This window comes from Burkholderia sp. B21-005 (assembly GCF_020843965.1).
GTDB classification, from domain to species: domain Bacteria; phylum Pseudomonadota; class Gammaproteobacteria; order Burkholderiales; family Burkholderiaceae; genus Burkholderia; species Burkholderia ambifaria.
On sequence record NZ_CP086301.1, the window covers coordinates 1,227,405 to 1,249,613 of the forward strand.

A 22,209-nucleotide genomic window follows, 5' to 3' on the forward strand; every position below is an offset into this window, starting at 1 on the left:
GGGCGGCGCGCGCGGCCGTCGCCCGGGCCGCCAGCAAGGCCGCCGCGGCGAAGCGGTGCAGCATCGCGGCCATTCAATTCCTGCCGGAAACGCCGGCCGAAAAAAATATTCAACCGGCTGTCATTTCCGGGATCATGCTGCGTCTATTCGGTTCCTTAAACCCATGTACCGGAGAGATGTCATGAAAAATGGATTGCTGGTTGCCTGTGTCGCCGCTTTCGCAATGGTTGCCGTGAGCGCTCATGCGCAGAACGATGCGATGTCGAAGGACGGCACGTCGATGTCGAAGGACGCGATGGGCCACGACGCGATGGCGAAGGACGGCGCGATGAAGAAGGGCACCATGAAGAAGCATGCGATGAAGAAGGACGCGATGGGCCACGACGCAATGGGCAAGGGGACGCCCAGCGACAAAATGGCGCCGTCGAACTGACGCCTGCGGGCGGCGGGCGGTGCGTGCATTGCGTCGCCCGCCGCCGCTCATCGAGTGCGTTTGCATCATTCACGCATCTCTGGAGGCTTCACCATGCAAACCGTTCCCGCCACCGGTCGCGACGCGGCGTCACCGCCCGTGCGCCCGATCCATCCGGCGTGGGTGCGCGTGAGCCACTGGCTCAACGCGCTCGCGGCCATCCTGATGGTGTTGTCCGGCTGGCGCATCTACGACGCGTCGCCGATCTATCCACCGTTCGCGTTTCCTCACGGCATCACGCTCGGCGGCTGGCTGGGCGGCGCGCTGCAATGGCATTTCGCGGCGATGTGGCTGCTCGTCGGCAACGGGCTGTTCTACCTGGCGATGTCGATCACGACCGGGCGCTTCGCGCGCATGCTGCTGCCGGTCACGCCGGCGTCCGTCTGGCGCGACCTGCGTGCCGCACTGCGCGGGCGGCTGTCGCATGACGACCTCAGCGTCTACAACGCGGTGCAGCGCACTGCATACCTGACCGCGATCGTCGACCTCGTCGTGCTGGTGCTGTCGGGGCTCACCATCTGGAAGTCCGTGCAGTTTCCGCTGCTGCGCGAGCTGTTCGGCGGCTACGACATGGCGCGCGTCGTGCATTTCTGGGCGATGTCGCTGCTGGTCGCATTCGTCATCGTGCACGTCGCGATGGCGTTGCGCGTGCCGCGCTCGCTGCTCGCGATGCTGCGCGGACGCTGACCCGCACCGTGCGGGCAAAGGGGATCATCATGTCGGAATCCGAAAGTACGCGCGACCGTTCGCGCTGGACGCTCGACCGCAAGTCGCTCGAACTCGACGTACGCCGCACGCTCGAGATGCCGTCGCGGCGGCTCTTCAACCGCCGCATCCTGACGCTCGGCGGCCTGACGATGTTGACCGGCTGCTCGCTGCAGGACGACGCGTCGGTCAACACGTTTCTCGAGCGGGTATCGCGGCTGAACGATCGCGTGCAGGCGTGGATCTTCAGCGGCGAGCGGCTCGCGCCGACCTATACCGAAGCCGAGATTACGCGGCCGTTCCCGTTCAACGCGTACTACGGCATCGACGACGTGCCGCACGTCGACGCGACGACGTACCGGCTCATGCTGTCGGGCCGCGTGACGGGCAAGCGCGTGTGGACGCTCGACGAGCTGTATGCGCTGCCGCACGCGGAGCAGATCACGCGGCACATCTGCGTGGAAGGCTGGAGCGCGATCGGGCGCTGGGGCGGCACACCGTTCGGCGCGTTTCTGGCGCGCGTCGGCGCCGATACGCACGCGAAATACGTCGGCTTCAAATGCGCGGACGATTACTACGAAAGCATCGACATGCCGACCGCGCTGCATCCGCAGACACTGCTCACATTCGACTACGACGGCCATCGCCTGCCGCCGGAATTCGGCTTTCCGATGAAGCTGCGGATGCCGACCAAGCTCGGCTACAAGAATCCGAAGCACATCATGGAAATCTTCGTGACCGATACGTTCCCGGGCGGCTACTGGGTCGACCAGGGGTACAACTGGTTCGGCGGATCGTGAGCGGCGGGGCGCGCCCGCGCCGGCGGCCGTGCTTCCCGATGCGTTACGCGGAGTCGCGCACCTGCAGATCGACGCGCAGGCCGACGGCCGACGCCATGTTCACGAGCGCGTCGAGCCCGAACAGGTTGATCTTGCCGCGCAGCAGGTCGGACACGCGCGGCTGCGTGACGCCCAGTTGTTTCGCGGCCTGCGCCTGGCTGAGTTCCAGCTGCGCGATGCGCTGCTTGAGCGCGATCATCAGTTCGGAGCGCAGCTTCATGTTCTCGGCCTCGGCCGGCTGGCCCTCGATTGCATCCCAGACATTCGTATAGCGTTCGTTGCTCATCGTTTCCTCTCGATCGTCAGCGCGCGATAGCGCCGGGTGGCCAGTTCGATATCGGCCTTGCAGGTGCGCGCCGATTGCTTGCGGAAGCAGTGCAGCACGTAGATCGCGTCGGCGAATGTCGCGACGTAGATGATCCGGAATGCGCCGCTCGCATCGCGCAGGCGAATTTCCCGCACGCCGGGGCCGACGGTGCGCATCGGCTTCCAGTCGTCGGGCGCCAGACCGCGCTGCACCTGGTCGATCTGGTGGCCGGCTTCGCGGCGCGCGGGCAGTGGAAAGCCGCGAAGCGCGTCAAGGGCGCCGCCGACGAAGACAACCGGCTTCGGCGGAAGAATGGTTGAATTATACAAAATTTTGTATGAATGGTGTGCGGGTCGAATGAACGGAACGTCGGCGGCCGGACCGGCAGGCCGATCGTCACGATAAGCGCGAAGCGACACCTGAAGCGCATGACTGGCCATCAGGCCGAGGTATCGAGCGTGACGCGCGGGAAGGGTTTGAGGACGGCGCCCGCGACGCCCGTGCAGCGCGTATCCGGCCCCGCATTCAGCGTGTCCGGCGGCCCCAAAATGTCGCGCCGAAACGTCAGTCGATATCCTTTCAGACGGGTCTGACGATGCTTTCGAATCCGTGATGCCATAATGCCGAGCATTGCGTGGACGAAGCCGTTCACGCACGTTTTCGTGACCCTCTGCCGCCGCTCGCCGGTTCTTATTCGTCGCCGTTCGCACCGCCATGTCGTTCCGCACGTTTGTCTGCGCCTTCCCGGTCCCGTCAGGGCCGTTTGCCGATCTCTTCGGCGTCTTTCAGCGGAGCGCGCGACACGTCGTGCGGGCAGGCTGAACGATGACACCGCTCGACCGCCTCCTCGATTTCCTCGCCCGCCTGCCGTTCCGGATCCGCTTGCCGCAAAGCCGCGGCGGCCGGGTCGCACTGGCCCTGGTATTCATCTATTTCGTCTGGGGTTCGACCTACAGCGGCCTGCATTTCGCGCTGCAGTCGTTCCCGCCGCTGCTGCTGTCGGGGCTGCGCAACCTGCTCGGCGGGATCGGCCTGTTCATCTTCGCGCTGCGGCGCAAGCCCGAATGGCCGACGCTGCTGGAAATCCGCAACTCGGCGATCGTCGGCACGATGCTGGTCGCGCTGTCGTCCGGCACGATCGCGCTCGGGATGCGCACGGTCAGCAGCGGCTCGGCCGCGGTGATGGTCGCCACGGTGCCGCTGTTCGCGACCGTGATCGCGGCGGTCGCCGGGCGCCCGGTGACGAAGGGAGAGTGGTCGGCCGTCGCGCTCGGGATGGTCGGCATCGTCGTGCTGAACTCGGGCGGCGCGGCCGCCGCGAACTCGGCGCTCGGCACGATCTGCGTGCTGGCCGGCGCGCTGTTCTGGGCGGGCGGCGCGCATCTGTCGACGCGGCTCAAGCTGCCGTCGGACCTGTTCCTGTCGACGTCGCTGCAGATCGGTCTCGGCGGGCTGATGTCCACGTTCGCCGCGTGGCTGCTCGGCGAGCGCATCGAGCAGGTCGCGGCGGCGCCGGTGTTCGCGTTCCTGTACCTGATGGTGTTCTGCACGATGGCGGCGTACGTCGCGTACGGCTACCTGATTCGTCACACGAGCCCGATCATCGCGAGCAGCTGCATGTACGTGAACCCGATCGTCGCGGTCGCGCTCGGCGCGCTGATGCTCGGCGAGCCCGTGACGATGGCGACCGTGATCGCGACGGTCGCGATTCTCGGCAGCGTCGGACTGTCGTTCCTGTTCGATCCCGCACGCCGTCCCGCGGCGCGCGCGGCGGCCGACGCTTCGCAGGCCATGGCGACCGGCTCGGCGGCGGGGGCGGCATTCGCACCGGATCAGGCCGCTGTGCCGGATCCGGCGCCGATCCTCGCGCCTTCCGCGATACCGCTTGCGGTGCCGACACCGGCCGCCGTCGTGGACCCGGCCGCGGTCATGGACCCCGCTCAGGCGTTCGCGCCGCCACCCGCCGACGAACCGGCCGAGTCGCGCGCCGGCGCGTGACGCCGGTGCGCGCGGCGGAGGTCAGTCGCGCCGTGCGCCGCGATGGTGGAACCAGCCGGCGAGCGCGGTAAACAGCAGTCCGGCCGCGCACATGCCGATCCAGCCGAATGCATGCCACGCGGCGACGCCGACCGACGAGCCGAGCGCGCCGCCGATGAAGTAGCACACCATGTACACGGTGTTCACGCGGCTGCGCGCGTCGGGCTTCAGCGCGTAGATGCGCGACTGGTTCGAGATCTGCGCGGCCTGCACGCCGACATCCAGCACGATCACGCCGATCACGAGCCCGACGAGGCTCGTCCCCGACAGCGCGAAAATCACGAATGACGCCGCGAGCAGGGCGATCGCGAGCGAGATGATCGCGCGCGGGCCGCGCTTGTCGGCGAAACGGCCCGCGTAAGGCGCGGCCAGCGCACCGGCCGCGCCGACGATGCCGAACAGACCCGCGGCTTGCGGACCGAGATGGAACGGCGCGCCGGCGAGCAGCAGCGTGAGCACCGGCCAGAACGCGCTGAACGCGGCGAACAGCGCGGCGCCCGTCAGCGACGCCTCGCGCAGCCCGCGCAGTTCGACCACCAGATGCCACATCGAGCCGAGCAGCTTGCCGTACGACAGCGTCGACGTCGGCGAACTGCGCGGCAGTCGCAGCACGATCACCGCGGCCAGCGCGGCGAGCGCCGCGACCGACGCACCGAATACCGCCCGCCAGCCGAAATATTCGGCGACGAAGCCGGCCGCTGTGCGCGCCAGCAGAATGCCCAGCAGCAGGCCGCTCATCACGGTGCCGACCGCATGCCCGCGCTCGGCGGGCGGCGCGATCTCGGCCGCGAACGGCACGGCCTGCTGCGCGATCGTCGCGAGCACGCCGATCGCGAGGCTCGCGGCGGCGAGCACCGCCAGCGACGGCGCGGCCGCGGCCACGATCAGCGCGATCGACAGGCCCGCGATCTGCAGCAGGATCAGCCCGCGGCGATCGAAACGGTCGCCGAGCGGTGCGAGCAGGAACATGCCGGCCGCATAGCCGAGCTGGGTCGCGGTCGGCACCGCGCCGATCCACGACGCGCTGTCGGGAAAGGCCGAGCGGAAGCTGTCGAGCAGCGGCTGGTTGTAGTAGATGTTCGCGACCGACACGCCCGCGATCGTCGCGAGCAGCAACAGCAGGCTGCGCGAGTAGTGGGGCGAGGCGGCGTCGGTCGGACGGTCGGTGGAGGCGGCGGACATGGCGGCAACGGGGAACGGAGTGGGGCGGCGTGGCGCGCGGCGCAGCGTCGGCTGCGCAGGCGGCCGGTGCCCATCGAGCGTGCCGATCATACCGGAGCACCGTGAATCATGCCGGGAGGGCGGCAGGGCGGCCAGGTGGCCAGGTGGCCAAGCGGCCAGACGGCCAGACGGCCAAGCGGCCAAGCGGCCAAGCGGCCAAGCGGCCAAGCGGCCAGACGGCTAGGCGGCTAGGCGGACGGCGTGATCGGGGCTCGACGGGCCGCTATCCGAGCCGCTCGGCCGCAACGGGCTCCGACGGGCCGCCGCCGCCCGTCATGCGCGCGCGATGCGCGTCGTCAGTCGACCAGTTCCCCGCTCGGTTCATAGAACGGATAAGGCCCGTCGCCTTCGTCCACGTACACGTGATGGGACGTCATCCCCGTCTCCGGCGTATGGACATGCACCGCGAACGCGGGCGGCTCGAGCCGAAACGCCGACGGCCCGTCCGCGCGCAGGTCGAACGCAACCTGGTGCGCGGGCGCCGGCACCGCAGACGCGAGCGTGCCGCCGAAGCGCGTGTACATCGTCCGGTGCACGTGGCCGCACAGCACGCGTTCGACGTTCGGATGGCCGCGCAGCAGCGCATCGAGCTTCGCGGCGGCGTCGGGCGCGAGGCGCAGCGCGTCCATGTGCCCGATTCCGGACACGAACGGCGGATGATGCAGCGCGACGATCACTGGCCGGTCTCGCGCGGCGTCGAGCTGAGCAGTGAGCCACGCGAGCCGCGCGTCGCACAGGTCGCCGTGGCTCGCGCCGGGCACCTGCGAGTCGAGCGCGAGTACGCGCACCGCGCCGACGTCGAGCGCGTATTGCACGAACTCGCCGTCCTGCAATTCGGGGCGATCGGCGAACGCGCGGCGCAGCCCCGCGCGATCGTCGTGATTGCCGACCATCAGGTAATACGGAATCTCGAGCGGTGCGAGCAGGTCGCGCAGATGGCGGTATTCGTCGTCGTGGCCGAAATCGGTCAGGTCGCCCGTGACGAGCACCGCGTCGGGGCGCGGCACCAGCGCGTTCAGCTTCGCGATGCAGCGCGCGAGCGCGGCGGCCGTGTCGACGCGCCGGTACGCGAGCTGGCCCGGACGCTTGATGTGGAGATCGCTGATTTGAGCAAGCAGCATCGTCGTTCCTCGGAATGTCTGGTTATCGTGGGGCGCTGTTACGCGGCGAGCGCGATCAGGCCTTCCGCCGCGATCGCGATGCCCACCGCCGTGCCGCGTGCGAGCTCGATGCGGCCCGGCACGTCGATCACGAGCGCGTCGGGCGCCGCCTGCTCGATCGTGAGCCGCGTGCGCTCGCCGAGGAACGCGCACGCGCCGATCGCACCGCGCAGCGGCGCATGCGCGGGATCGGCGAGCTGCGCGTCTTCCGGGCGGAAGAACCACTCGTCGGCGGCGTGCGGCGTGACGATCGCGCCACCCGTCGTCACGAGCGCGCCGTCACGCCATTGTCCCGCAAGCCGGTTCAACGTGCCGATGAACTGCGCGACCGTGCGGTTCGCCGGGCGGTAGTAGATGTCGCGTGGCGTGCCGATCTGTTCGATCCGGCCCGCGCCCATCACGACGATCCGGTCGCCGAGCTCCATCGCCTCGGCCTGGTCGTGCGTCACGTACACGGTCGTCACGCCGAGCTCGCGCAACAGCGCATTCATCTCGCGGCGCAGCACGTCGCGCAGCTTCGCGTCGAGCGCGGTCAGCGGTTCGTCGAGCAGCAGCACGCGCGGGCGCACCGCGAGCGCGCGCGCCAGCGCGACACGCTGGCGCTGGCCGCCCGACAGCTGATCGACCGGTTTGTCCGCGTGCGCGTCGAGCCGCATCATCGCGAGCAATTCGTCGACGCGTTCGCGCAGCGCGCGCGGCTCGGTCTTGCGAATCTTCAGTCCATAGCCGACGTTGCCGCGCACCGTCAGGTTCGGAAACAGCGCGTAGTTCTGGAACACCATGCCGACCTGGCGGCGCTCGATCGGAAGCGGGGTTACGTCGTCGCCGCCGAATGCGATCGTGCCGCCGGCGTCCGGCGTGTCGAGGCCGGCGATCAGGCGCAGCGTCGTCGTCTTGCCGCAGCCCGACGGGCCGAGCAGCACGAGCGTCTCGCCCGCGCCGATCGACAGGTCGAGCGGTTCGAGCACGCGCGTGCCGCGGAACGTCTTCGCGCAGCGGGTCAGGGTGATGGGCGTGGAATCGAGTTTCATGGGATCGGTAAAGTCAGCACAGGGTCAGCGCGGGCGGCGCTTCAGCGCGCGCGTGCCGGACGGATCGACGCCGAGCCACTGCATCGCGACGAGGAGCGGCAGCGTCATCAGCAGGAACACGATCGTGTAGGCGCTGCCGACTTCGAGACGCAGTGATGCATAGGTATCGGCGAGTCCGACGGGCAGCGTCTTCGTGTCGGGCGTGTGCAGCATCCACGTCAGGTTGAATTCGCCGATCGACAGCGTGAGCACTGCGAGCGCGCCCGCGACGATGCCGGGGCGCAGGTTCGGCAGCACGATCGTGACGAAGCGCGTGACGAACGACGCGCCGAGGCTCGCTGCGCCTTCCTCGAGCGTGCGCAGGTCGGCACCTGCGGCGACGGCCGCGACCGCGCGCACCATGAACGGCAGCGTGAACACGACGTGGCCGACGACGATGAACCACAGGCTCATCCGGAAGGCGGTGAAGCCGCCGTACACGACCAGCAGCGCGAGCGCCGACGCGAGGCCCGGCAGCGCGACCGGCAGCACGAGCGCTTCCTCGATCGCGCGGGCGACGCGGCTCTTGCTGCGCGCGAGCGCATAGCCGGCCGGCACGCCGACGGCGAGCACGATCGCGAGCGTCGCGAACGCGACGCCGAGCGACAGCGCGACCGAGCCCTGGTATTGCTGCCACACCTGTTCGAGCCAGCGCAGCGTGAGGCCGCTCGACAGCCCGCGAAAATAGTTGACGGTGAGGCCCGCGAGCACCGACATCACGACGGGCACGATCAGGAACGCGCACAGCAGCAGCGTGACGCTCCATTGCAGCGCGGCGATCGCGCGCGCGCCCGTGACGCGCGGCGCGCGTCGTGCGACGCCGTTCGCATGCGACGGAGCGGGCGCCGGCGACGGCGCGGACGAACCGGAAAGCGATTGCATGAAGGAATCCTCAGGCCGCGGCGGCGGCGGTATGGCCGGTGAACCGGCGCGCGAGCGCGAGCACGGCCCACGTGACGATGCCGAGCACGATCGACAGGCCGGCCGCCGTCGCGATGTTCGCGTTCAGCGTGAACTCGGTGTAGATCGTCATCGGCAGCACGTTCAGGTCGGTGGCGAGCGTAAACGCGGTGCCGAACGCGCCCATCGCGGTCGCGAAGCAGATCGCGCCGGCCGCGATCAGGCCCGGTGCGAGCGCCGGCAGCACGATGTCGACGAAGATGCGCCACGGCGACGCGCCGAGCGAGCGCGCGGCTTCCTCGAGCGACGCATCGAGCTTCGACGCGGCCGCGATCACGGTGACGATCACGCGCGGAATCGAGAAGTACAGGTAGCCGACGAACAGCCCGGCAACCGAATACGCGAACACCCACTTGTCGCCGGTCAGCTTCGCGGACAGCATGCCGATCAGCCCTTGCCGCCCGGCAAGCATGATCACCATGAAGCCGACCACGACGCCCGGGAACGCAAGCGGAAACGTGAGCAGCGCGAGCAGCACGCGCTTGCCCGCGAATTCGCGGCGCGCGAGCAGCAGGCCCGAGATCGTCGACAGTGCGAGCGTCGCGAGCGTGACGCCGGCCGACAACGCAACCGTTTCGCCGAGGCTCTTCATGTAGCGCGCGTTGCCGAGCAGCGTCGCGTACTGCGTGAAGAACGCGCCGTCGGCGGACACGTGCACGAGCGCCGCCATCGGCAGCAGCCAGAACGCGGCGAACACCGCGAGCGCCGGCGCGACGAGTGCGACGCGCCAGCGCAGCGGGAAAGTCAGATCGAGCATCGCGTGGTTCCAGCCGCTTACTGCATCACCTGCAGGTATTGCAGGCCGAACGCTTGCTGGCCGGCCGCCATCTTGCCGAAGTCGACCGGTTTCGCGCGGGCGTATTCGCTCGCCGGCAGGAACTTCGCGGCGACGTCGGCGCCGAGCGTCTGGGCGCGCACCGGACGCAGATACGCGTTGGCCCACAGTTTCTGGCCTTCGTCCGACAGCACGAAGTCGAGCACCTTCTTGCCGTTCGCGTCGTGCGGCGCGCCCTTCACGAGGCTCATCACGTACGGCACCGCGATCGTGCCTTCCTGCGGAATCACGAACTCGACGTTCGCGTGATCCTTGTACTTTGCGCGATACGCGTCGAAGTCGTAGTCGAGCAGGATCGGAATCTCGCCGGACAGCACGCGTGCATACGCGGTCTGCTTCGGCACGATCGGCGCGTTCGCCTTCAGCTTGCGGAACCAGTCGAGCGCCGGCTTGAAGTTCTCGAGGCTGCCGCCGAGCGCCTGGTTCACGGCGACCGCACCCGCATAGCCGACGAACGCGCTCGACGGATCGAGGTAGCCGACCATGCCCTTGTATTCGGGCTTCAGCAGATCGGCCCACGAGCGCGGCACCGGCTTGCCGTCGAGCGCGTCCTTGTTCACAAAGAAGCCGAGCGTGCCCGAGTGGATTGCGAACCAGTAGCCTTGCGGGTCCTTCAGGTTCGCGGGAATGTCGTTCCAGTGCGCGGGCTTGTACGGCGCGATCACGCCCTTGTCCTTCGCCTGGAACGCCGACGACACGCCGAGATAGACGACGTCGGCGACCGGGCTCTTCTGTTCGGCGATCAACTGCGCGATCGCCTGGCCCGAGTTCTTGTTGTCGAACGGCACGCGGATACCGGTTTTCTGCTTGATCGCCGCGATTTGCGCGGCCCAGTCGGCCCATTCGGGCGGGCAGTTGTAGCAGATCGCGGATTCGTCGGCGTGGGCAGCGGGCGCGAACGCGACGAGCGCGGCGCAGGCGATGGGCGCGGCGAGCACGCGCAGCAGCGAGGTCAGGCGAAAGGACACGGTCGGTCTCCGGGCGGGGTAAGGGTAGTTAGCCGCGCGCTCGCGCGGCACACTCATTCAGGCTTGGTGCAATTGCAGATTGGCGGCCGGCGGCGCGACCGTCGCGCCGTCGCGCACCGTGTGCGGCAGGATCAGCGACGTGCGCTCGATCGTCGCGCCGCCGATGCATTCGACGAGGCGTCGCCATGCGTGACGGCCGATGTCCTGGTTCGGCGTCGCGACGCTCGCGAGCGGCGGCGCGAGCAGCTCGCCGATCGCGATGCCGTCGAAGCCGAGCACCGACAAATCGTCGGGAATGGAGAAGCCCGCGCGGCGCAGGCCGCGCATCACGACCATCGCGAGCAGGTCGTTGCTGCAGAACAGGGCGGTGGGGCGCGTGGCTTGTGCCGTGAGGTGCGCGAGCACCGCGTCGGGCAGCTCGGCCGCGTTGAAGTCGACTTCGACCGGCGGCAGCGTCGCGACGCCGGCTTCCTCGAGCGCTTGCGCGTAGCCGAGATGACGCTGGCGTGCGCGATCCGACGCGGCGAGCGAGCCGGCCAGCATCAGCACGCGGCGATGGCCGCGCGCGGTCAGCAGGCGGACGCCGTCGTAAGCGGCGCGGCGGTTGTCGACCGACACCGACGGGCGGCGTTGCGTGTCGTTGTGCATCAGCACGTAGTGCGGGCCATCGCGGTCGAGCATGTCGAGCAGCGGATGCGTGTCCGCGTCGGCGACCGTCAGGATCAGTCCTTCGACGCGCTGCTCGCGCAGCGTCTCGATCGCGTGACGCTCGCGCGCCTCGTCGTATTCGGTCGTCATCAGGATCAGCTTGAAGCCGGCCGCGGTCGCGAGTTCGTCGATGCCCTGCAGGCAGTCGGCGAACACCGGGTTCGACAGCGTCGGCACGACGACGCCGATGAGGCGCGTGCGCTCGCCGCGCAACTGCCGGCCGAGCGGGCTCGGGCGGAACTGCAGCGTGTCGATGGCGGTGCGGATCGTCGTCAGCGTGGCGGGGCTGACGGTATGCGGCGCGTTGATCGCGCGCGAGACGGTGGCGATCGAAAAGCCGGCGAGCGCGGCGACATCCTTGATGGTGGGGGTCATGAAGTTAGGCGATGTAAACGTTTTCGACCGAAGGATTATCGAAAATGTTTGTGACTTCGCGATGACTCACCAGACATCTGTTTCGTAAAAAATACGATACAAGCATCAGACGTTTGGCGCCCGGCCAGCAGGGCGCAGTGATTGTATCGGGGGATGCTGCGACGCGGGACGAAATCGATGACGGTGTCGCGTGGAGGTCGTCGACTGCGTATCGATTTGGGCGCGGATGTTAAAAAACCCGCGAGAGAGGCTTATTTCTCGCGGGTCTTTGGAACTTCGTGGAATCACACGGAAGTGATTTTGGTGCCGGGGACCGGACTTGAACCGGCAAGCCAATTAAGGCGGCGGATTTTCGTCACACTGCTTCTTTCGAAGCCGGCATCGTCGAAACAATGCCGTTCGTGCGCTGGACTATGCCTTCACCGTCGCGCGCGGGCGTGATCGCCGCCCGTGCGCCTTAGGCGCCCCCCGTCTAGTCTCTACACCTTCCTCGCTGCAATCTCACTGCGAGGCTTGGCTCGGCGTTGCCTCGATGCGCGCATCAGGGGTTTCTCCGAATTTGAAGGGTTCTGCACCGACCGTTTCCGGTCGGGCACTCAATCGTTTAAGTCCGCTATGTTTACCAATTTCATCACCCCGGCAAAAGGGCGGACGCGATTCTACCATTGCTTCGCGTATGCGTTCCCTGATTCACGCGCCGTGCATCGCGACGCAGCATGCTTGCCTGCAATTTGTTCAGGGTATCGGCTACATTCGTGACCACCTTGCTAGGCGATACCCCAATGCCTTTCACCCATGCCTCAACGCACACTGGTTCCTGTCGCTCGAGGAGTGCTAGCGGCCACGTCGAGTACCGGATTCGATTCGCGTGAAGTTCGGTCAACCGTCGTCCAGCATCTGGGTTCAGCTCGGGTGGGGAGGCCAAATGGGACAGTGCCGTCGCATCTATTCACGTTTCGTCGTCACAAGCTCGATCGCCGGTCTGGCGATTCTGGCAGGCGTTAGCCACGCACACGCCGAGGACAGTCCTGCGAGCTCACCGACCGGGTTGAAGCCATCGGAAAGAACGATCAACGCTTATGCGGTGTATGGCGACGGACGCGCGACCGAGGGTGGCGATATGCATTGGCGTGCCTATGAAGTCGGCTTCGGCGACGTCTTGAATGACTACTTCTCGATCTACCTCGCCTATTTGAACGAGGGGCATCCGGAGGATCACCACCGTGATGGCTTCGCCGCCCTGGGTTCGTTTCGTTGGCCGCTCGGCAATCGCCTGGCGCTCGAATTGTCGGCGGGGCCGTATTTCAGCATCGACACGACCCATGTCGACAACCAGGCGCGCAATGAAAAGCGCTGGGGCGTGCGGGCGTCAGCAGCGGTGCGGTATTACCTCGTTCCCGACCGCTTCTTCCTCAAGGTGCAGTACAACCACGTCCAGATGATTGGCGGATTCAATTCCGACGCGGTGCTGTTCGGCATCGGTTCGGATTTTGGCGGCGATCCAGGCCCGGCGTTTTCGGACGGCAAGACGCAGGTCAGCGTTTGGGCCGGGACGTCGCAGACGAACCGTCCTCAAGTGCCGATCGAAAAGGGCTATATGGTCGAAGTCAAGCGGCCGCTTGGCAATGCGTGGGCCTATTCGGCGAGCTTCGTCTACGAAGGCAATAATGGTGTCGCCGGCCGAAGAGGTGTGGCAGCACAACTCTGGTACGTCGCGCCGATCAAGAGCAAATGGACGCTTTCGGCAGGTGCAGGTCCATACCTCTCGCACGATCGGGACGAAGTCTCGAGCAAAACCAGAGTCAATGCGTTGCTCAGCGCGCAGGTGAGTTACCAGGTCACGAACGATTGGGCGGCGAGCTTGCGCTTCAATCGTGTCGCGACCGGCAACGACAAGGACCAGGACATGTTCATGGTCGGCTTGGCACGCAATTTCTAGGGCTTCATTCTCACGCGCATTCTTGCGGCGCAATTTGAAAATCATGCGGGGTGCGGCACTAGCGTGGCACCTCGAGCGGGGCTGCCGGATTGCAGCATGCCGGCGGGACCGGCCGCACGCGCTGAGGCAGGCACGAAAATCGCTGCGATACGCAAACAAACGTTGCACTGACAACCGGTCGGGGTTCCGGTTGCCTGCGTCGGTAAAATCTCCCACCCATCACGGAATCGCATGCAGCGTTGAAAGGGAGCGGCTACGAAGCACAGGGTCGTGCAATACGGTTTCGAGGCGCTCCAGTTGGCGATTTCGCGATCTATTGTTAAGGGGCAACGCCATGCACGTATTCACGAACTTGAGCCCATTGGTCTCGCTGATCGCTGGAATTCTGATTCTGGTGGTACCGCGCCTGCTGAATTTCATCGTTGCGATCTACCTGATCATCATAGGATTACTCGGACTTTTCGCGGGACACATACACTGACGAGCCTTTTTCCGCCTCGGTCCCGGTTCAACGGCCACCGATCGCTTCAATGCGATTCAATGAAGATTTGAAAAAACCGCGAGAACATGAATGAAGCGCTCGCGGTTTTTTATTTGCGTGGCGCATGCATTGACGCTGCAACGTCGCTCGCGACTGCGCGTTCACTGCGACAAAACCGACCCCATGTGATACTTGCCGCGCACATCGCACCGCACACCGTTGCCGCCCTCGGCACATACGCGCCGGTCGATGGACTTCAACGCAGCTTGCCTGCCTCAAGACCACCCGCCATGACCGACTCGAGCCATCACTATTACGAACCGTCGCAAGGCCACGGCCTTCCGCACGATCCGCTGAACGCCATCGTGGGTCCGCGCCCGATCGGCTGGATCTCTTCCCGCGGCAACGACGGCACGATCAATCTCGCGCCGTACAGCTTCTTCAACGCGTTCAACTATCGTCCGCCGATCATCGGCTTTTCGAGCACGGCCGCGAAGGACAGCCTGCGCAACGTGCAGGAGACCGGCGAGTTCGTCTGGAACCTCGCGACGCGCGATCTCGCCGACAGAATGAACCAGACCTGTGCGGCGGTGCCGTACGGCGTCGACGAATTCGAACTCGGCGGCCTGACCGCGATCCCGTCGCGCCTTGTCAATGTGCCGCGCGTCGCGGAAAGCGGCGTCAACTTCGAATGCAAGGTGACCGACGTGATCCCGTTGCGCGATCACCATGGCGTCGACACGCCGGCCACGCTGGTGCTGGGCGAGGTCGTCGCCGTGCACATTCGCCACGACCTGCTGAAGGACGGCATCTTCGACACGTTCGGCGCGGGCATCATTCTTCGCGCGGGCGGCCCGTCGGCCTACGTGCACGTCAAGCCCGACAGCCGCTTCGACATCGCCCGCCCCGACGCGTAACGCATCGCGCCGGCACGACCCGGCAAGCGGGCGCGCAAACGCCCGGACCCACCGAGACCCCGCCGAGATCCCGGATTTCGCGGGGTCTCGTGCTTCGTATCGTCCGACATGATCGACACGCAGCGATCGGTGCGGCCTCGATCCGCAAGCTCCCCAGCCGTTGACGCATCGCAGCACACGCGGCCTTCCTTCACCGCGCCAGCGGCACTGATCGCCCGCCGTCACCCGCCATGGCAAATCTGCTCACCGCAATCGAGCGGCTTGGTCATCGACGTCCCGCGCCGCGAGGCATAGATTTCCAAGGTTGGCGTGCTTATCCGTGCGCCAGCCCGCGCGTGAGCCGGCAACCGGCCGCGCGTTTCCAACAGCGTGAGACACAATCGAGCGTGGAGACGACACGATGAGCCTGTCAGAGCCATTGCGTCTGCATGTGCCGGAGCCCACCGGGCGTCCGGGCTGCAAGACGGATTTTTCCTATCTGCATCTATCGCCGGCCGGCGCGGTTCGCCGCCCGCCGATCGACGTTGCCCCCGCAGACACCGCCCATCTCGCCCGCAGCCTCGTGCGCGTGCTCGACGACCACGGCGCAGCCCTCGGCCCGTGGGCGCCGGACCTCGACGATGCGCGCCTGATCGCCGGGATGCGCGCGATGCTGAAGACCCGCATCTTCGACGCGCGCATGATGATCGCGCAGCGTCAGAAGAAAATCTCCTTCTACATGTTGAGCCTCGGCGAAGAGGCGATCGGCGCCGCGCACGCGATGGCACTGCGTCACGGCGACATGTGCTTCCCGACCTACCGCCAGCAAAGCATCCTGATCGCGCGCGACGTGCCGCTCGAACGGATGATCTGCCAGCTGATGTCGAACGAAGGCGACCCGCTGAAGGGGCGCCAGCTCCCGGTGATGTACTCGGACCGCGAAGCCGGCTTCTTCTCGATCTCCGGCAATCTCGCGACGCAGTTCATCCAGGCGGTCGGCTGGGCGATGGCGTCGGCGATCAAGGGCGACACGAAGATCGCGTCCGCGTGGATCGGCGACGGCGCGACCGCGGAAGCCGACTTCCACACCGCGCTGACGTTCGCGCACGTGTATCGCGCGCCGGTCGTGCTGAACGTCGTCAACAACCAGTGGGCGATCTCGACGTTCCAGGCGATCGCGGGCGGCGAGGGGACCACCTTCGCCGGGCGCGGCGTCGGCTGCGGCATCGCTTCGCTGCGCGTCGACGGCAACGACTTCCTCGCGATCTACGCGGCATCGACCTGGGCCGCCGAACGCGCGCGCCGCAATCTCGGTCCGACGCTGATCGAATGGGTCACCTACCGCGCGGGCGCGCATTCGACGTCGGACGATCCGACGAAATACCGGCCGAGCGACGACTGGGCCCATTTCCCGCTCGGCGATCCGATCGCCCGCTTCAAGCAGCACCTGATCGCGAAAGGCATCTGGTCGGACAGCGCGCACGACGCGCTGACGGCCGAGCTGGAAGCCGAAGTGATCGCCGCGCAGAAGGAAGCGGAGAAGTTCGGGACGCTGGCCGACGACCGGATTCCGTCGCCGGCCTCGATGTTCGACGACGTGTACAAGGAGCTGCCCGCGCACCTGCGCCGTCAGCGCCAGGAACTGGGAGCGTGATCATGGCGCAACATGAAACGACGACGACATCGGCGCAGCCGATGACGATGATCCAGGCGCTGCGCTCCGCGATGGACGTGATGCTCGAGCGCGACGGCGACGTGGTCGTGTTCGGGCAGGACGTCGGCTACTTCGGCGGCGTGTTCCGCTGCACCGAAGGGCTGCAGGCCAAGTACGGCAAGTCGCGCGTGTTCGATGCGCCGATCTCGGAAGGCGGGATCGTCGGCGCGGCGGTCGGGATGGGCGCGTATGGATTGCGGCCGGTCTGCGAGATCCAGTTCGCGGACTACTTCTACCCGGCGTCCGACCAGATCGTGTCGGAAGGCGCACGGCTGCGCTATCGCTCCGCGGGCCAGTTCACCGCGCCGATGACGATCCGGATGCCGTGCGGCGGCGGCATCTACGGCGGCCAGACGCACAGCCAGAGCCCGGAGGCGATGTTCACGCAGGTCTGCGGACTGCGCACGGTGATGCCGTCGAATCCGTACGACGCGAAAGGGCTGCTGATCGCGTCGATCGAGAACGACGATCCGGTGATCTTCCTCGAGCCGAAACGCCTGTACAACGGGCCGTTCGACGGCCATCACGAGCGTCCGGTCACGTCGTGGCTCAAGCATCCGGGCAGCGTGGTGCCGGAAGGTTATTACACGGTGCCGCTCGATACGGCCGCCGTGGTGCGGCCCGGCAACGACTTGACGGTGCTGACGTACGGCACGACCGTCCACGTGTCGCTCGCCGCGGCCGAGGAGACCGGCATCGACGCGGAAGTGATCGACCTGCGCACGCTGTGGCCGGTCGACCTCGACACGATCGTCGCGTCGGTGCGCAAGACCGGCCGCTGCGTGGTGGTGCACGAAGCGACGCGCACCTGCGGCTACGGCGCGGAACTGGTATCGCTCGTCCAGGAGCACTGCTTCTACCATCTGGAAGCACCGGTCGAGCGGACGACGGGCTGGGACACGCCGTATCCGCACGCGCAGGAATGGGCGTATTTCCCCGGCCCGGCCCGGGTTGGCGAAGCATTGCGACGCGTGATGGAGGCCTGAGATGGGGATTCATGTGATCAAGATGCCGGATATCGGCGAAGGGATCGCCGAGGTCGAGCTGGTGGCCTGGCACGTGGAAGTCGGGCAGACGATCGAGGAAGACCAGCCGCTCGCCGACGTGATGACCGACAAGGCGGCGGTGGAAATTCCGTCGCCGGTGGCGGGCAAGGTGCTGGCGCTCGGCGGCCGGATCGGCGAGATGATGGCGGTCGGCAGCGAGCTGATTCGTGTCGAAGTCGAAGGCGACGGCAACCTGAAACCGGGCGCGAAGGCACCCGATGCCGGTGCGGATGCAACGTCGCGTCCGGCGGCGGTCGACGCGCCTGCCAGGTCATCGAAAGTCACTGACGCTGCCGAAGCGCACGACGCGTCGAAGGCAGCGCGCCACCCCGCTGATCGTGCGCCGGCCGAGCCGCGTCGCGCGGAACACGCGGCGGCGTCGCGCGCGGCACGCGCGCCGGGCGAACGGCCGCTCGCGTCGCCAGCGGTACGTCAGCGCGCATGGGACATGGGCATCGAGCTGCGCTACGTGCGCGGCACCGGCGAGGCCGGCCGGATCCTGCATGCGGACCTCGATGCGTACGCACGCACGGGCGGCACGGCGGCGCGTGGCTCGCAAGCGCGCGGCTACGACGAGCGCAACGATGAAACCGAGGTGCCGGTGATCGGCCTGCGGCGGGCGATCGCGCGCAAGATGCAGGAAGCGAAGCGCCGCATTCCGCACTTCAGCTATGTCGAGGAGATCGACGTCACCGAGCTCGAATCGCTGCGCGCCGAGCTGAACCAACGCCACGGCGACGCGCGTGGCCGGCTCACGCCGCTGCCGCTGCTGATCCGCGCGATGGTGATCGCGCTGCGCGACTTCCCGCAGATCAACGCGCGCTACGACGACGAAGCCGGTGTCGTCACGCGTTACGGCGCGGTGCACATGGGCGTCGCGACGCAGACGGAGAGCGGCCTCACGGTGCCGGTGCTGCGTCATGCGGAAGCGCGCGACGTGTGGTCGATCTCGGCGGAAATCGCGCGGCTCGCCGACGCGGTGCGCGCGAACCGCGCGCAGCGCGACGAGCTGACTGGCTCGACGATCACGATCTCGAGCCTCGGCGCGCTCGGCGGCATCGTGTCGACACCGGTCATCAACCATCCCGAGGTCGGCATCGTCGGCGTGAACCGGATCGTCGAGCGGCCGATGATTCGCGACGGCGCGATCGTCGCGCGCAAGATGATGAACCTGTCGTCGTCGTTCGACCATCGCGTCGTCGACGGCGCGGACGCGGCCGAATTCATCCAGGCCGTGCGCGGGTTGCTCGAGCGTCCGGCGCTGCTGTTCGTGGAGTGAGTGCGATGCCGAACGAACACACCACGCTGCTCGTGATCGGCGGCGGTCCGGGCGGTTACGTCGCCGCGATTCGCGCGGGGCAGCTCGGCATTCCGACGGTGCTCGTCGAGCGCGAACGGCTCGGCGGCACGTGCCTGAACATCGGCTGCATTCCGTCGAAGGCGCTGATCCATGTCGCCGACGCGTTCGAGCAGGCGTGCATACAGGCCGGCGAAGGCATGCTCGGGATTCGCGTGCGCACGCCGGAGATCGACATCGCGAAAAGCGTCGCATGGAAGGACGGGATCGTCGAGCGGCTCACGCGCGGCGTCGGCGCGCTGCTGAAGAAGCACGGCGTGCGCGTGTTGCAGGGCGATGCGCGCGTCGTCGACGGCAAGACGGTCGATGTCGTTGCCGGCGACGGCACGACGCGCATCGCATGCGAACACCTGTTGCTCGCGACCGGTTCGGAACCGGTCGCGCTGCCGTCGATGCCGTTCGGCGGGCACGTCGTATCGTCGACCGACGCACTGTCGCCCACGTCGTTGCCGACGCGGCTGGTCGTCGTCGGCGCCGGATACATCGGGCTCGAACTCGGGACCGTCTATCGCAAGCTCGGCGTCGAGGTCAGCATCGTCGAAGCGGCGGAGCGCGTGCTGCCCGCGTACGACGCGGAACTCGCGAAGCCGGTCGCCGATTCGCTCGCGCGGCTCGGCGTCGGCTTGTGGCTGGGCCACACGGTGCTCGGTCTCGCGAGCGACGGCGCGGTGCGCGTGCAGGCGCCCGACGGCGCGCAGAAGACGCTGCCGGCCGATCGCGTGCTGGTCGCGGTCGGCCGCCGGCCGCGCGTGGATGGTTTCGGGCTCGAAGCGCTGCCGCTCGATCGTAACGGCCGCGCGCTGCGCATCGACGACGCATGCCGGACCTCGATGCGCAACGTGTGGGCGATCGGCGACGTCGCGGGCGAGCCGATGCTCGCGCATCGCGCGATGGCGCAGGGCGAGATGGTGGCCGAGCTGATCGCGGGACGGCGCCGCAAGTTCACGCCCGCATCGATCCCGGCCGTGTGCTTCACCGATCCCGAGGTCGTCACGTCCGGCTGGTCGCCCGACGACGCGAAGGCGGCCGGCGTCGACTGCATCAGCGCGTCGTTCCCGTTCGCGGCGAACGGGCGCGCGATGACGCTGCAGGCGACCGATGGTTTCGTGCGCGTCGTCGCGCGGCGCGACACGCATCTGATCGTCGGCTGGCAGGCGGTCGGGCGCGGCGTGTCGGAACTGGCCGCGGCGTTCTCGCAGTCGCTCGAGATGGGCGCGCGGCTCGAGGATATCGGCGGCACGATCCACGCGCATCCGACGCTCGGCGAAGCGGTGCAGGAGGCGGCATTGCGCGCGCTGGGACACGCGTTGCACGTGTGAACGCGCGTCGCCATCCGTCGGCATCCGTCGCCGGACGAAGCCCGGCTGCGGCGCCGATTCGGACGGCCGGTGCGATCGCGCTCGAGCATGCTTACCTAGTGGTCGCTGTTGACCCACTTGTGCTAACCGTTCATCGTGTCGGTATCCCGTCCGATTCATCGGCTTCGAACGGGCGGCTCCGGCGCGAGGCGGCATGGCGATGTGCAGCGCGCACGGCTGCCGCTCACGGCCGGCCTGCACCGGCCATACACGGAATAACCGCACATGAAACTGTTGCTCGTCGGCGCGACCGGACTCGTCGGGCACCACGTCCTCGACGTCGCGCTGGCCGACGCGCGGGTGGACCAGGTCGTCGTGCTCGCGCGCCGGCCGTTGTCGCCGCATCCGAAGATGCGCGCAGTGACGGTCGACTTCGATCACCTGCCCGAGGCGGCCGACTGGTGGCAGGCCGACGCGGTGATCTGCACGCTCGGCACCACGATGCGGGTCGCGGGCTCGCAGGCCGCATTCCGCCGCGTCGATCACGACTATCCGCTCGCGGTCGCGCGCCTCGCGCACCGGTCCGGCACGCCGACCTATGTGCTGAATTCCGCGCTCGGCGCGGACCCGGCGTCGCGCATCTTCTACAACCGCGTGAAGGGCGAAGTCGAGCGTGCGCTCGCGGGCATCGGGTTCACGTCGCTTACCTACGTGCGGCCGGGCCTGATCGGCGGCAGCCGCGACGAGTTCCGGTTCGGCGAACGGATGATGGTGCTGGCGCTCGGTGCCGCCGGGCCGCTGTTGCCGCCGAAGTGGCGCATGAATCCCGCGCCGCGCATCGCCCGCGCGCTGCTCGATGCCGCGCTCGATGCACGCCCGGGCGTGCATGTCATCGGATCGGAACGGCTCGCCTGAACCGGAACGCGCGACGTGCTGCCGACACACGTGGCCGGCACGGATGAACGAACCGACGCGCGCGCCGGCTATTCGCGCACGAAGCCGTCGAGCGAGCGAACTGTTTCGTCATACCAGCCGATTGCGCAAACGCGGCGTGCACGCTGACCTACGATGAAGACATCGCGTCCATCGTCAGCCGAACCGTGTGCACCCACTACCGCGCCCCCGATGAAGACCCGGGCATCAGCGAGTTGAAACTCGGCATCGGCGACCTGTTTCGCCGTGATCCGTGGGAACCCGACGTGTATCCCGATTACGCGGCGCCCATCGCGCGTGCCGACGGCGACGGCCTCGCGGTGGTCAGCGCGGTGTTCGGCTTCTGGCCGAAGTTCATGCAGCCCGAGCGTCGCGACGAGAATGGCCGCAAGCGAAAGAAGCTCGATACGGTGAACGCGCGCGCGGAAACGGTCGGCTCGTCGCGGCTCTACAGCACCGCCTGGCACAACGGCCAGCGTTGCCTGATTCCGGTGCGCTGGATCTTCGAGCCGTGCTACGAGACGGGCCGCAACGTGTGGCACCGGATTGGCGTCGACGGCTGGCAGCCGTGCTGCGTCGCCGGCATCTGGCGCCGCTTCGTCACCGCCGACGGCCGCGAGCGAATCGGCATGACGATGCTCACGGTCAATGCCGACGATCACCCGGTGTTCGCGCGCATGCACCGGCCCGGCGACGAGAAGCGGGGCGTCGTGATCCTGCGCCGCGACGACTACGACGAATGGCTGCACGCACGCGACGTCGAGGCCGTGCGGCGCTTGCTGACGCTCCTTCCTGCCGACGACATGGTCGCCGAGCCCGAGCAGGCGTCGCCCGTCGGCACCTGAGCTTTCATTTTTCCTACGCGCGACCGGCGACGCCGCAGGTCGG

General features: G+C 67.5%; 23 protein-coding genes. 13 read left to right on the top strand and 10 right to left on the bottom strand.

Translation table 11 applies throughout. The features are described from left to right. The first annotated feature begins 181 nt into the window (after positions 1 to 181). The 3 genes from LMA02_RS05720 (at position 182) to LMA02_RS05730 (ending at position 1,977) form a co-directional block, all read left to right on the top strand. Entirely contained in the window at positions 182 to 433 is a 252-nt protein-coding gene (locus LMA02_RS05720; protein ID WP_166725969.1) for a pentapeptide MXKDX repeat protein, read from the top strand. Positions 434 to 526: 93 nt separating this feature from the next. Next, positions 527 to 1,159, top strand: coding sequence for a cytochrome b/b6 domain-containing protein (locus LMA02_RS05725; protein WP_228907222.1), 633 nt, complete (start codon positions 527 to 529; stop codon positions 1,157 to 1,159). A 29-nt stretch (positions 1,160 to 1,188) separates the two neighbouring features. Continuing rightward, the gene (locus LMA02_RS05730; protein ID WP_228907223.1) at positions 1,189 to 1,977 is read left to right on the top strand and encodes a molybdopterin-dependent oxidoreductase; all 789 of its coding nucleotides are present in this window, start codon (positions 1,189 to 1,191) and stop codon (positions 1,975 to 1,977) included. 43 nt (positions 1,978 to 2,020) lie between these two features. Here LMA02_RS05730 and LMA02_RS05735 read toward each other — a convergent pair whose 3' ends face one another. The 3 genes from LMA02_RS05735 to LMA02_RS05745 form a co-directional block, all read right to left on the bottom strand. Next, positions 2,021 to 2,302 carry a helix-turn-helix domain-containing protein gene (locus tag LMA02_RS05735; RefSeq protein WP_228907224.1) on the bottom strand — a complete coding sequence of 94 codons (282 nt, stop codon included), beginning with the start codon at positions 2,300 to 2,302 and terminating at the stop codon, positions 2,021 to 2,023. Beyond that, positions 2,299 to 2,652, bottom strand: a complete 354-nt coding sequence (locus tag LMA02_RS05740) for a type II toxin-antitoxin system RelE/ParE family toxin (protein ID WP_175762036.1) — start codon at positions 2,650 to 2,652, stop codon at positions 2,299 to 2,301. The genes LMA02_RS05735 and LMA02_RS05740 overlap by 4 nt, the downstream gene beginning before the upstream one ends. 110 nt (positions 2,653 to 2,762) lie before the next feature. Beyond that, entirely contained in the window at positions 2,763 to 2,975 is a 213-nt protein-coding gene (locus tag LMA02_RS05745; RefSeq protein WP_228907225.1) for a hypothetical protein, read from the bottom strand. A 173-nt stretch (positions 2,976 to 3,148) separates the two neighbouring features. Between LMA02_RS05745 and LMA02_RS05750 the strand changes: the two genes are divergently transcribed. Beyond that, the gene (locus tag LMA02_RS05750) at positions 3,149 to 4,321 is read left to right on the top strand and encodes an EamA family transporter (RefSeq protein ID WP_228907226.1); all 1,173 of its coding nucleotides are present in this window, start codon (positions 3,149 to 3,151) and stop codon (positions 4,319 to 4,321) included. 21 nt (positions 4,322 to 4,342) lie between these two features. On the opposite strand, the gene LMA02_RS05755 is transcribed toward LMA02_RS05750, so the two are convergent. The 7 genes from LMA02_RS05755 to LMA02_RS05785 all read right to left on the bottom strand — a co-directional run bounded on the left by LMA02_RS05755 (position 4,343) and on the right by LMA02_RS05785 (position 11,657). Next, entirely contained in the window at positions 4,343 to 5,542 is a 1,200-nt protein-coding gene (locus LMA02_RS05755) for an MFS transporter (RefSeq protein WP_228907227.1), read from the bottom strand. A 335-nt stretch (positions 5,543 to 5,877) separates the two neighbouring features. Continuing rightward, positions 5,878 to 6,702: a phosphodiesterase gene (locus LMA02_RS05760; protein WP_228907228.1), complete on the bottom strand. Its 825-nt coding sequence runs from the start codon at positions 6,700 to 6,702 to the stop codon at positions 5,878 to 5,880. Positions 6,703 to 6,740: 38 nt separating this feature from the next. Further along, positions 6,741 to 7,772 (bottom strand): ABC transporter ATP-binding protein, encoded by a 1,032-nt coding sequence (locus LMA02_RS05765; RefSeq protein ID WP_228907229.1) that lies wholly within the window; start codon positions 7,770 to 7,772, stop codon positions 6,741 to 6,743. A gap of 24 nt (positions 7,773 to 7,796) precedes the next feature. After that, on the bottom strand, positions 7,797 to 8,693 hold the full coding sequence (locus tag LMA02_RS05770) for an ABC transporter permease (RefSeq protein WP_105787219.1): 897 nt from the start codon (positions 8,691 to 8,693) through the stop codon (positions 7,797 to 7,799). Positions 8,694 to 8,703: 10 nt separating this feature from the next. Next, positions 8,704 to 9,528, bottom strand: coding sequence for an ABC transporter permease (locus LMA02_RS05775; protein WP_166723376.1), 825 nt, complete (start codon positions 9,526 to 9,528; stop codon positions 8,704 to 8,706). Between the two features lie 17 nt (positions 9,529 to 9,545). Beyond that, entirely contained in the window at positions 9,546 to 10,574 is a 1,029-nt protein-coding gene (locus LMA02_RS05780; protein ID WP_228907230.1) for an ABC transporter substrate-binding protein, read from the bottom strand. A 57-nt stretch (positions 10,575 to 10,631) separates the two neighbouring features. Continuing rightward, complete coding sequence (locus LMA02_RS05785; RefSeq protein ID WP_228907231.1) at positions 10,632 to 11,657, bottom strand: substrate-binding domain-containing protein; 1,026 nt, start codon at positions 11,655 to 11,657, stop codon at positions 10,632 to 10,634. Between the two features lie 925 nt (positions 11,658 to 12,582). Here LMA02_RS05785 and LMA02_RS05790 point away from each other — a divergent pair. From LMA02_RS05790 to LMA02_RS05830, 9 genes are all read left to right on the top strand, one after another. After that, the gene (locus LMA02_RS05790; RefSeq protein WP_324251292.1) at positions 12,583 to 13,596 is read left to right on the top strand and encodes a hypothetical protein; all 1,014 of its coding nucleotides are present in this window, start codon (positions 12,583 to 12,585) and stop codon (positions 13,594 to 13,596) included. Positions 13,597 to 13,930: 334 nt separating this feature from the next. Next, positions 13,931 to 14,077: a DUF3096 domain-containing protein gene (locus tag LMA02_RS05795; protein ID WP_228907233.1), complete on the top strand. Its 147-nt coding sequence runs from the start codon at positions 13,931 to 13,933 to the stop codon at positions 14,075 to 14,077. Positions 14,078 to 14,367: 290 nt separating this feature from the next. Beyond that, complete coding sequence (locus LMA02_RS05800; protein WP_228907234.1) at positions 14,368 to 14,994, top strand: flavin reductase family protein; 627 nt, start codon at positions 14,368 to 14,370, stop codon at positions 14,992 to 14,994. Between the two features lie 400 nt (positions 14,995 to 15,394). Beyond that, the gene (locus LMA02_RS05805; protein ID WP_228907235.1) at positions 15,395 to 16,627 is read left to right on the top strand and encodes a 3-methyl-2-oxobutanoate dehydrogenase (2-methylpropanoyl-transferring) subunit alpha; all 1,233 of its coding nucleotides are present in this window, start codon (positions 15,395 to 15,397) and stop codon (positions 16,625 to 16,627) included. Between the two features lie 2 nt (positions 16,628 to 16,629). Beyond that, positions 16,630 to 17,673: an alpha-ketoacid dehydrogenase subunit beta gene (locus LMA02_RS05810; protein ID WP_228907236.1), complete on the top strand. Its 1,044-nt coding sequence runs from the start codon at positions 16,630 to 16,632 to the stop codon at positions 17,671 to 17,673. Position 17,674: 1 nt separating this feature from the next. Beyond that, positions 17,675 to 19,012 carry a dihydrolipoamide acetyltransferase family protein gene (locus tag LMA02_RS05815; protein WP_228907237.1) on the top strand — a complete coding sequence of 446 codons (1,338 nt, stop codon included), beginning with the start codon at positions 17,675 to 17,677 and terminating at the stop codon, positions 19,010 to 19,012. Positions 19,013 to 19,017: 5 nt separating this feature from the next. Beyond that, a complete protein-coding gene (gene lpdA, locus LMA02_RS05820) occupies positions 19,018 to 20,409 on the top strand; it encodes a dihydrolipoyl dehydrogenase (RefSeq protein WP_228907238.1) in 1,392 nt (463 codons plus the stop codon). Between the two features lie 264 nt (positions 20,410 to 20,673). After that, positions 20,674 to 21,303: an NAD(P)H-binding protein gene (locus LMA02_RS05825; protein ID WP_228907239.1), complete on the top strand. Its 630-nt coding sequence runs from the start codon at positions 20,674 to 20,676 to the stop codon at positions 21,301 to 21,303. 185 nt (positions 21,304 to 21,488) lie between these two features. Then, the gene (locus tag LMA02_RS05830) at positions 21,489 to 22,166 is read left to right on the top strand and encodes an SOS response-associated peptidase family protein (RefSeq protein WP_228907240.1); all 678 of its coding nucleotides are present in this window, start codon (positions 21,489 to 21,491) and stop codon (positions 22,164 to 22,166) included. The last annotated feature ends 43 nt before the right edge of the window (positions 22,167 to 22,209 follow it).

Excerpts from the sequence above, each read along its gene's own strand:
- LMA02_RS05790 (WP_324251292.1), top strand. The coding sequence starts at position 12,583 with ATGGGACAGTGCCGTCGCATCTATTCACGTTTCGTCGTCACAAGCTCG.
- LMA02_RS05815 (WP_228907237.1), top strand. The coding sequence starts at position 17,675 with ATGGGGATTCATGTGATCAAGATGCCGGATATCGGCGAAGGGATCGCC.
- LMA02_RS05800 (WP_228907234.1), top strand. The coding sequence starts at position 14,368 with ATGACCGACTCGAGCCATCACTATTACGAACCGTCGCAAGGCCACGGC.
- LMA02_RS05735 (WP_228907224.1), bottom strand. The coding sequence starts at position 2,302 with ATGAGCAACGAACGCTATACGAATGTCTGGGATGCAATCGAGGGCCAG.
- LMA02_RS05770 (WP_105787219.1), bottom strand. The coding sequence starts at position 8,693 with ATGCAATCGCTTTCCGGTTCGTCCGCGCCGTCGCCGGCGCCCGCTCCG.
- LMA02_RS05750 (WP_228907226.1), top strand. The coding sequence starts at position 3,149 with ATGACACCGCTCGACCGCCTCCTCGATTTCCTCGCCCGCCTGCCGTTC.
- LMA02_RS05720 (WP_166725969.1), top strand. The coding sequence starts at position 182 with ATGAAAAATGGATTGCTGGTTGCCTGTGTCGCCGCTTTCGCAATGGTT.
- LMA02_RS05730 (WP_228907223.1), top strand. The coding sequence starts at position 1,189 with ATGTCGGAATCCGAAAGTACGCGCGACCGTTCGCGCTGGACGCTCGAC.
- LMA02_RS05755 (WP_228907227.1), bottom strand. The coding sequence starts at position 5,542 with ATGTCCGCCGCCTCCACCGACCGTCCGACCGACGCCGCCTCGCCCCAC.
- LMA02_RS05810 (WP_228907236.1), top strand. The coding sequence starts at position 16,630 with ATGGCGCAACATGAAACGACGACGACATCGGCGCAGCCGATGACGATG.
- LMA02_RS05805 (WP_228907235.1), top strand. The coding sequence starts at position 15,395 with ATGAGCCTGTCAGAGCCATTGCGTCTGCATGTGCCGGAGCCCACCGGG.
- LMA02_RS05765 (WP_228907229.1), bottom strand. The coding sequence starts at position 7,772 with ATGAAACTCGATTCCACGCCCATCACCCTGACCCGCTGCGCGAAGACG.
- LMA02_RS05725 (WP_228907222.1), top strand. The coding sequence starts at position 527 with ATGCAAACCGTTCCCGCCACCGGTCGCGACGCGGCGTCACCGCCCGTG.
- lpdA (WP_228907238.1), top strand. The coding sequence starts at position 19,018 with ATGCCGAACGAACACACCACGCTGCTCGTGATCGGCGGCGGTCCGGGC.
- LMA02_RS05795 (WP_228907233.1), top strand. The coding sequence starts at position 13,931 with ATGCACGTATTCACGAACTTGAGCCCATTGGTCTCGCTGATCGCTGGA.
- LMA02_RS05785 (WP_228907231.1), bottom strand. The coding sequence starts at position 11,657 with ATGACCCCCACCATCAAGGATGTCGCCGCGCTCGCCGGCTTTTCGATC.
- LMA02_RS05760 (WP_228907228.1), bottom strand. The coding sequence starts at position 6,702 with ATGCTGCTTGCTCAAATCAGCGATCTCCACATCAAGCGTCCGGGCCAG.
- LMA02_RS05825 (WP_228907239.1), top strand. The coding sequence starts at position 20,674 with ATGAAACTGTTGCTCGTCGGCGCGACCGGACTCGTCGGGCACCACGTC.
- LMA02_RS05775 (WP_166723376.1), bottom strand. The coding sequence starts at position 9,528 with ATGCTCGATCTGACTTTCCCGCTGCGCTGGCGCGTCGCACTCGTCGCG.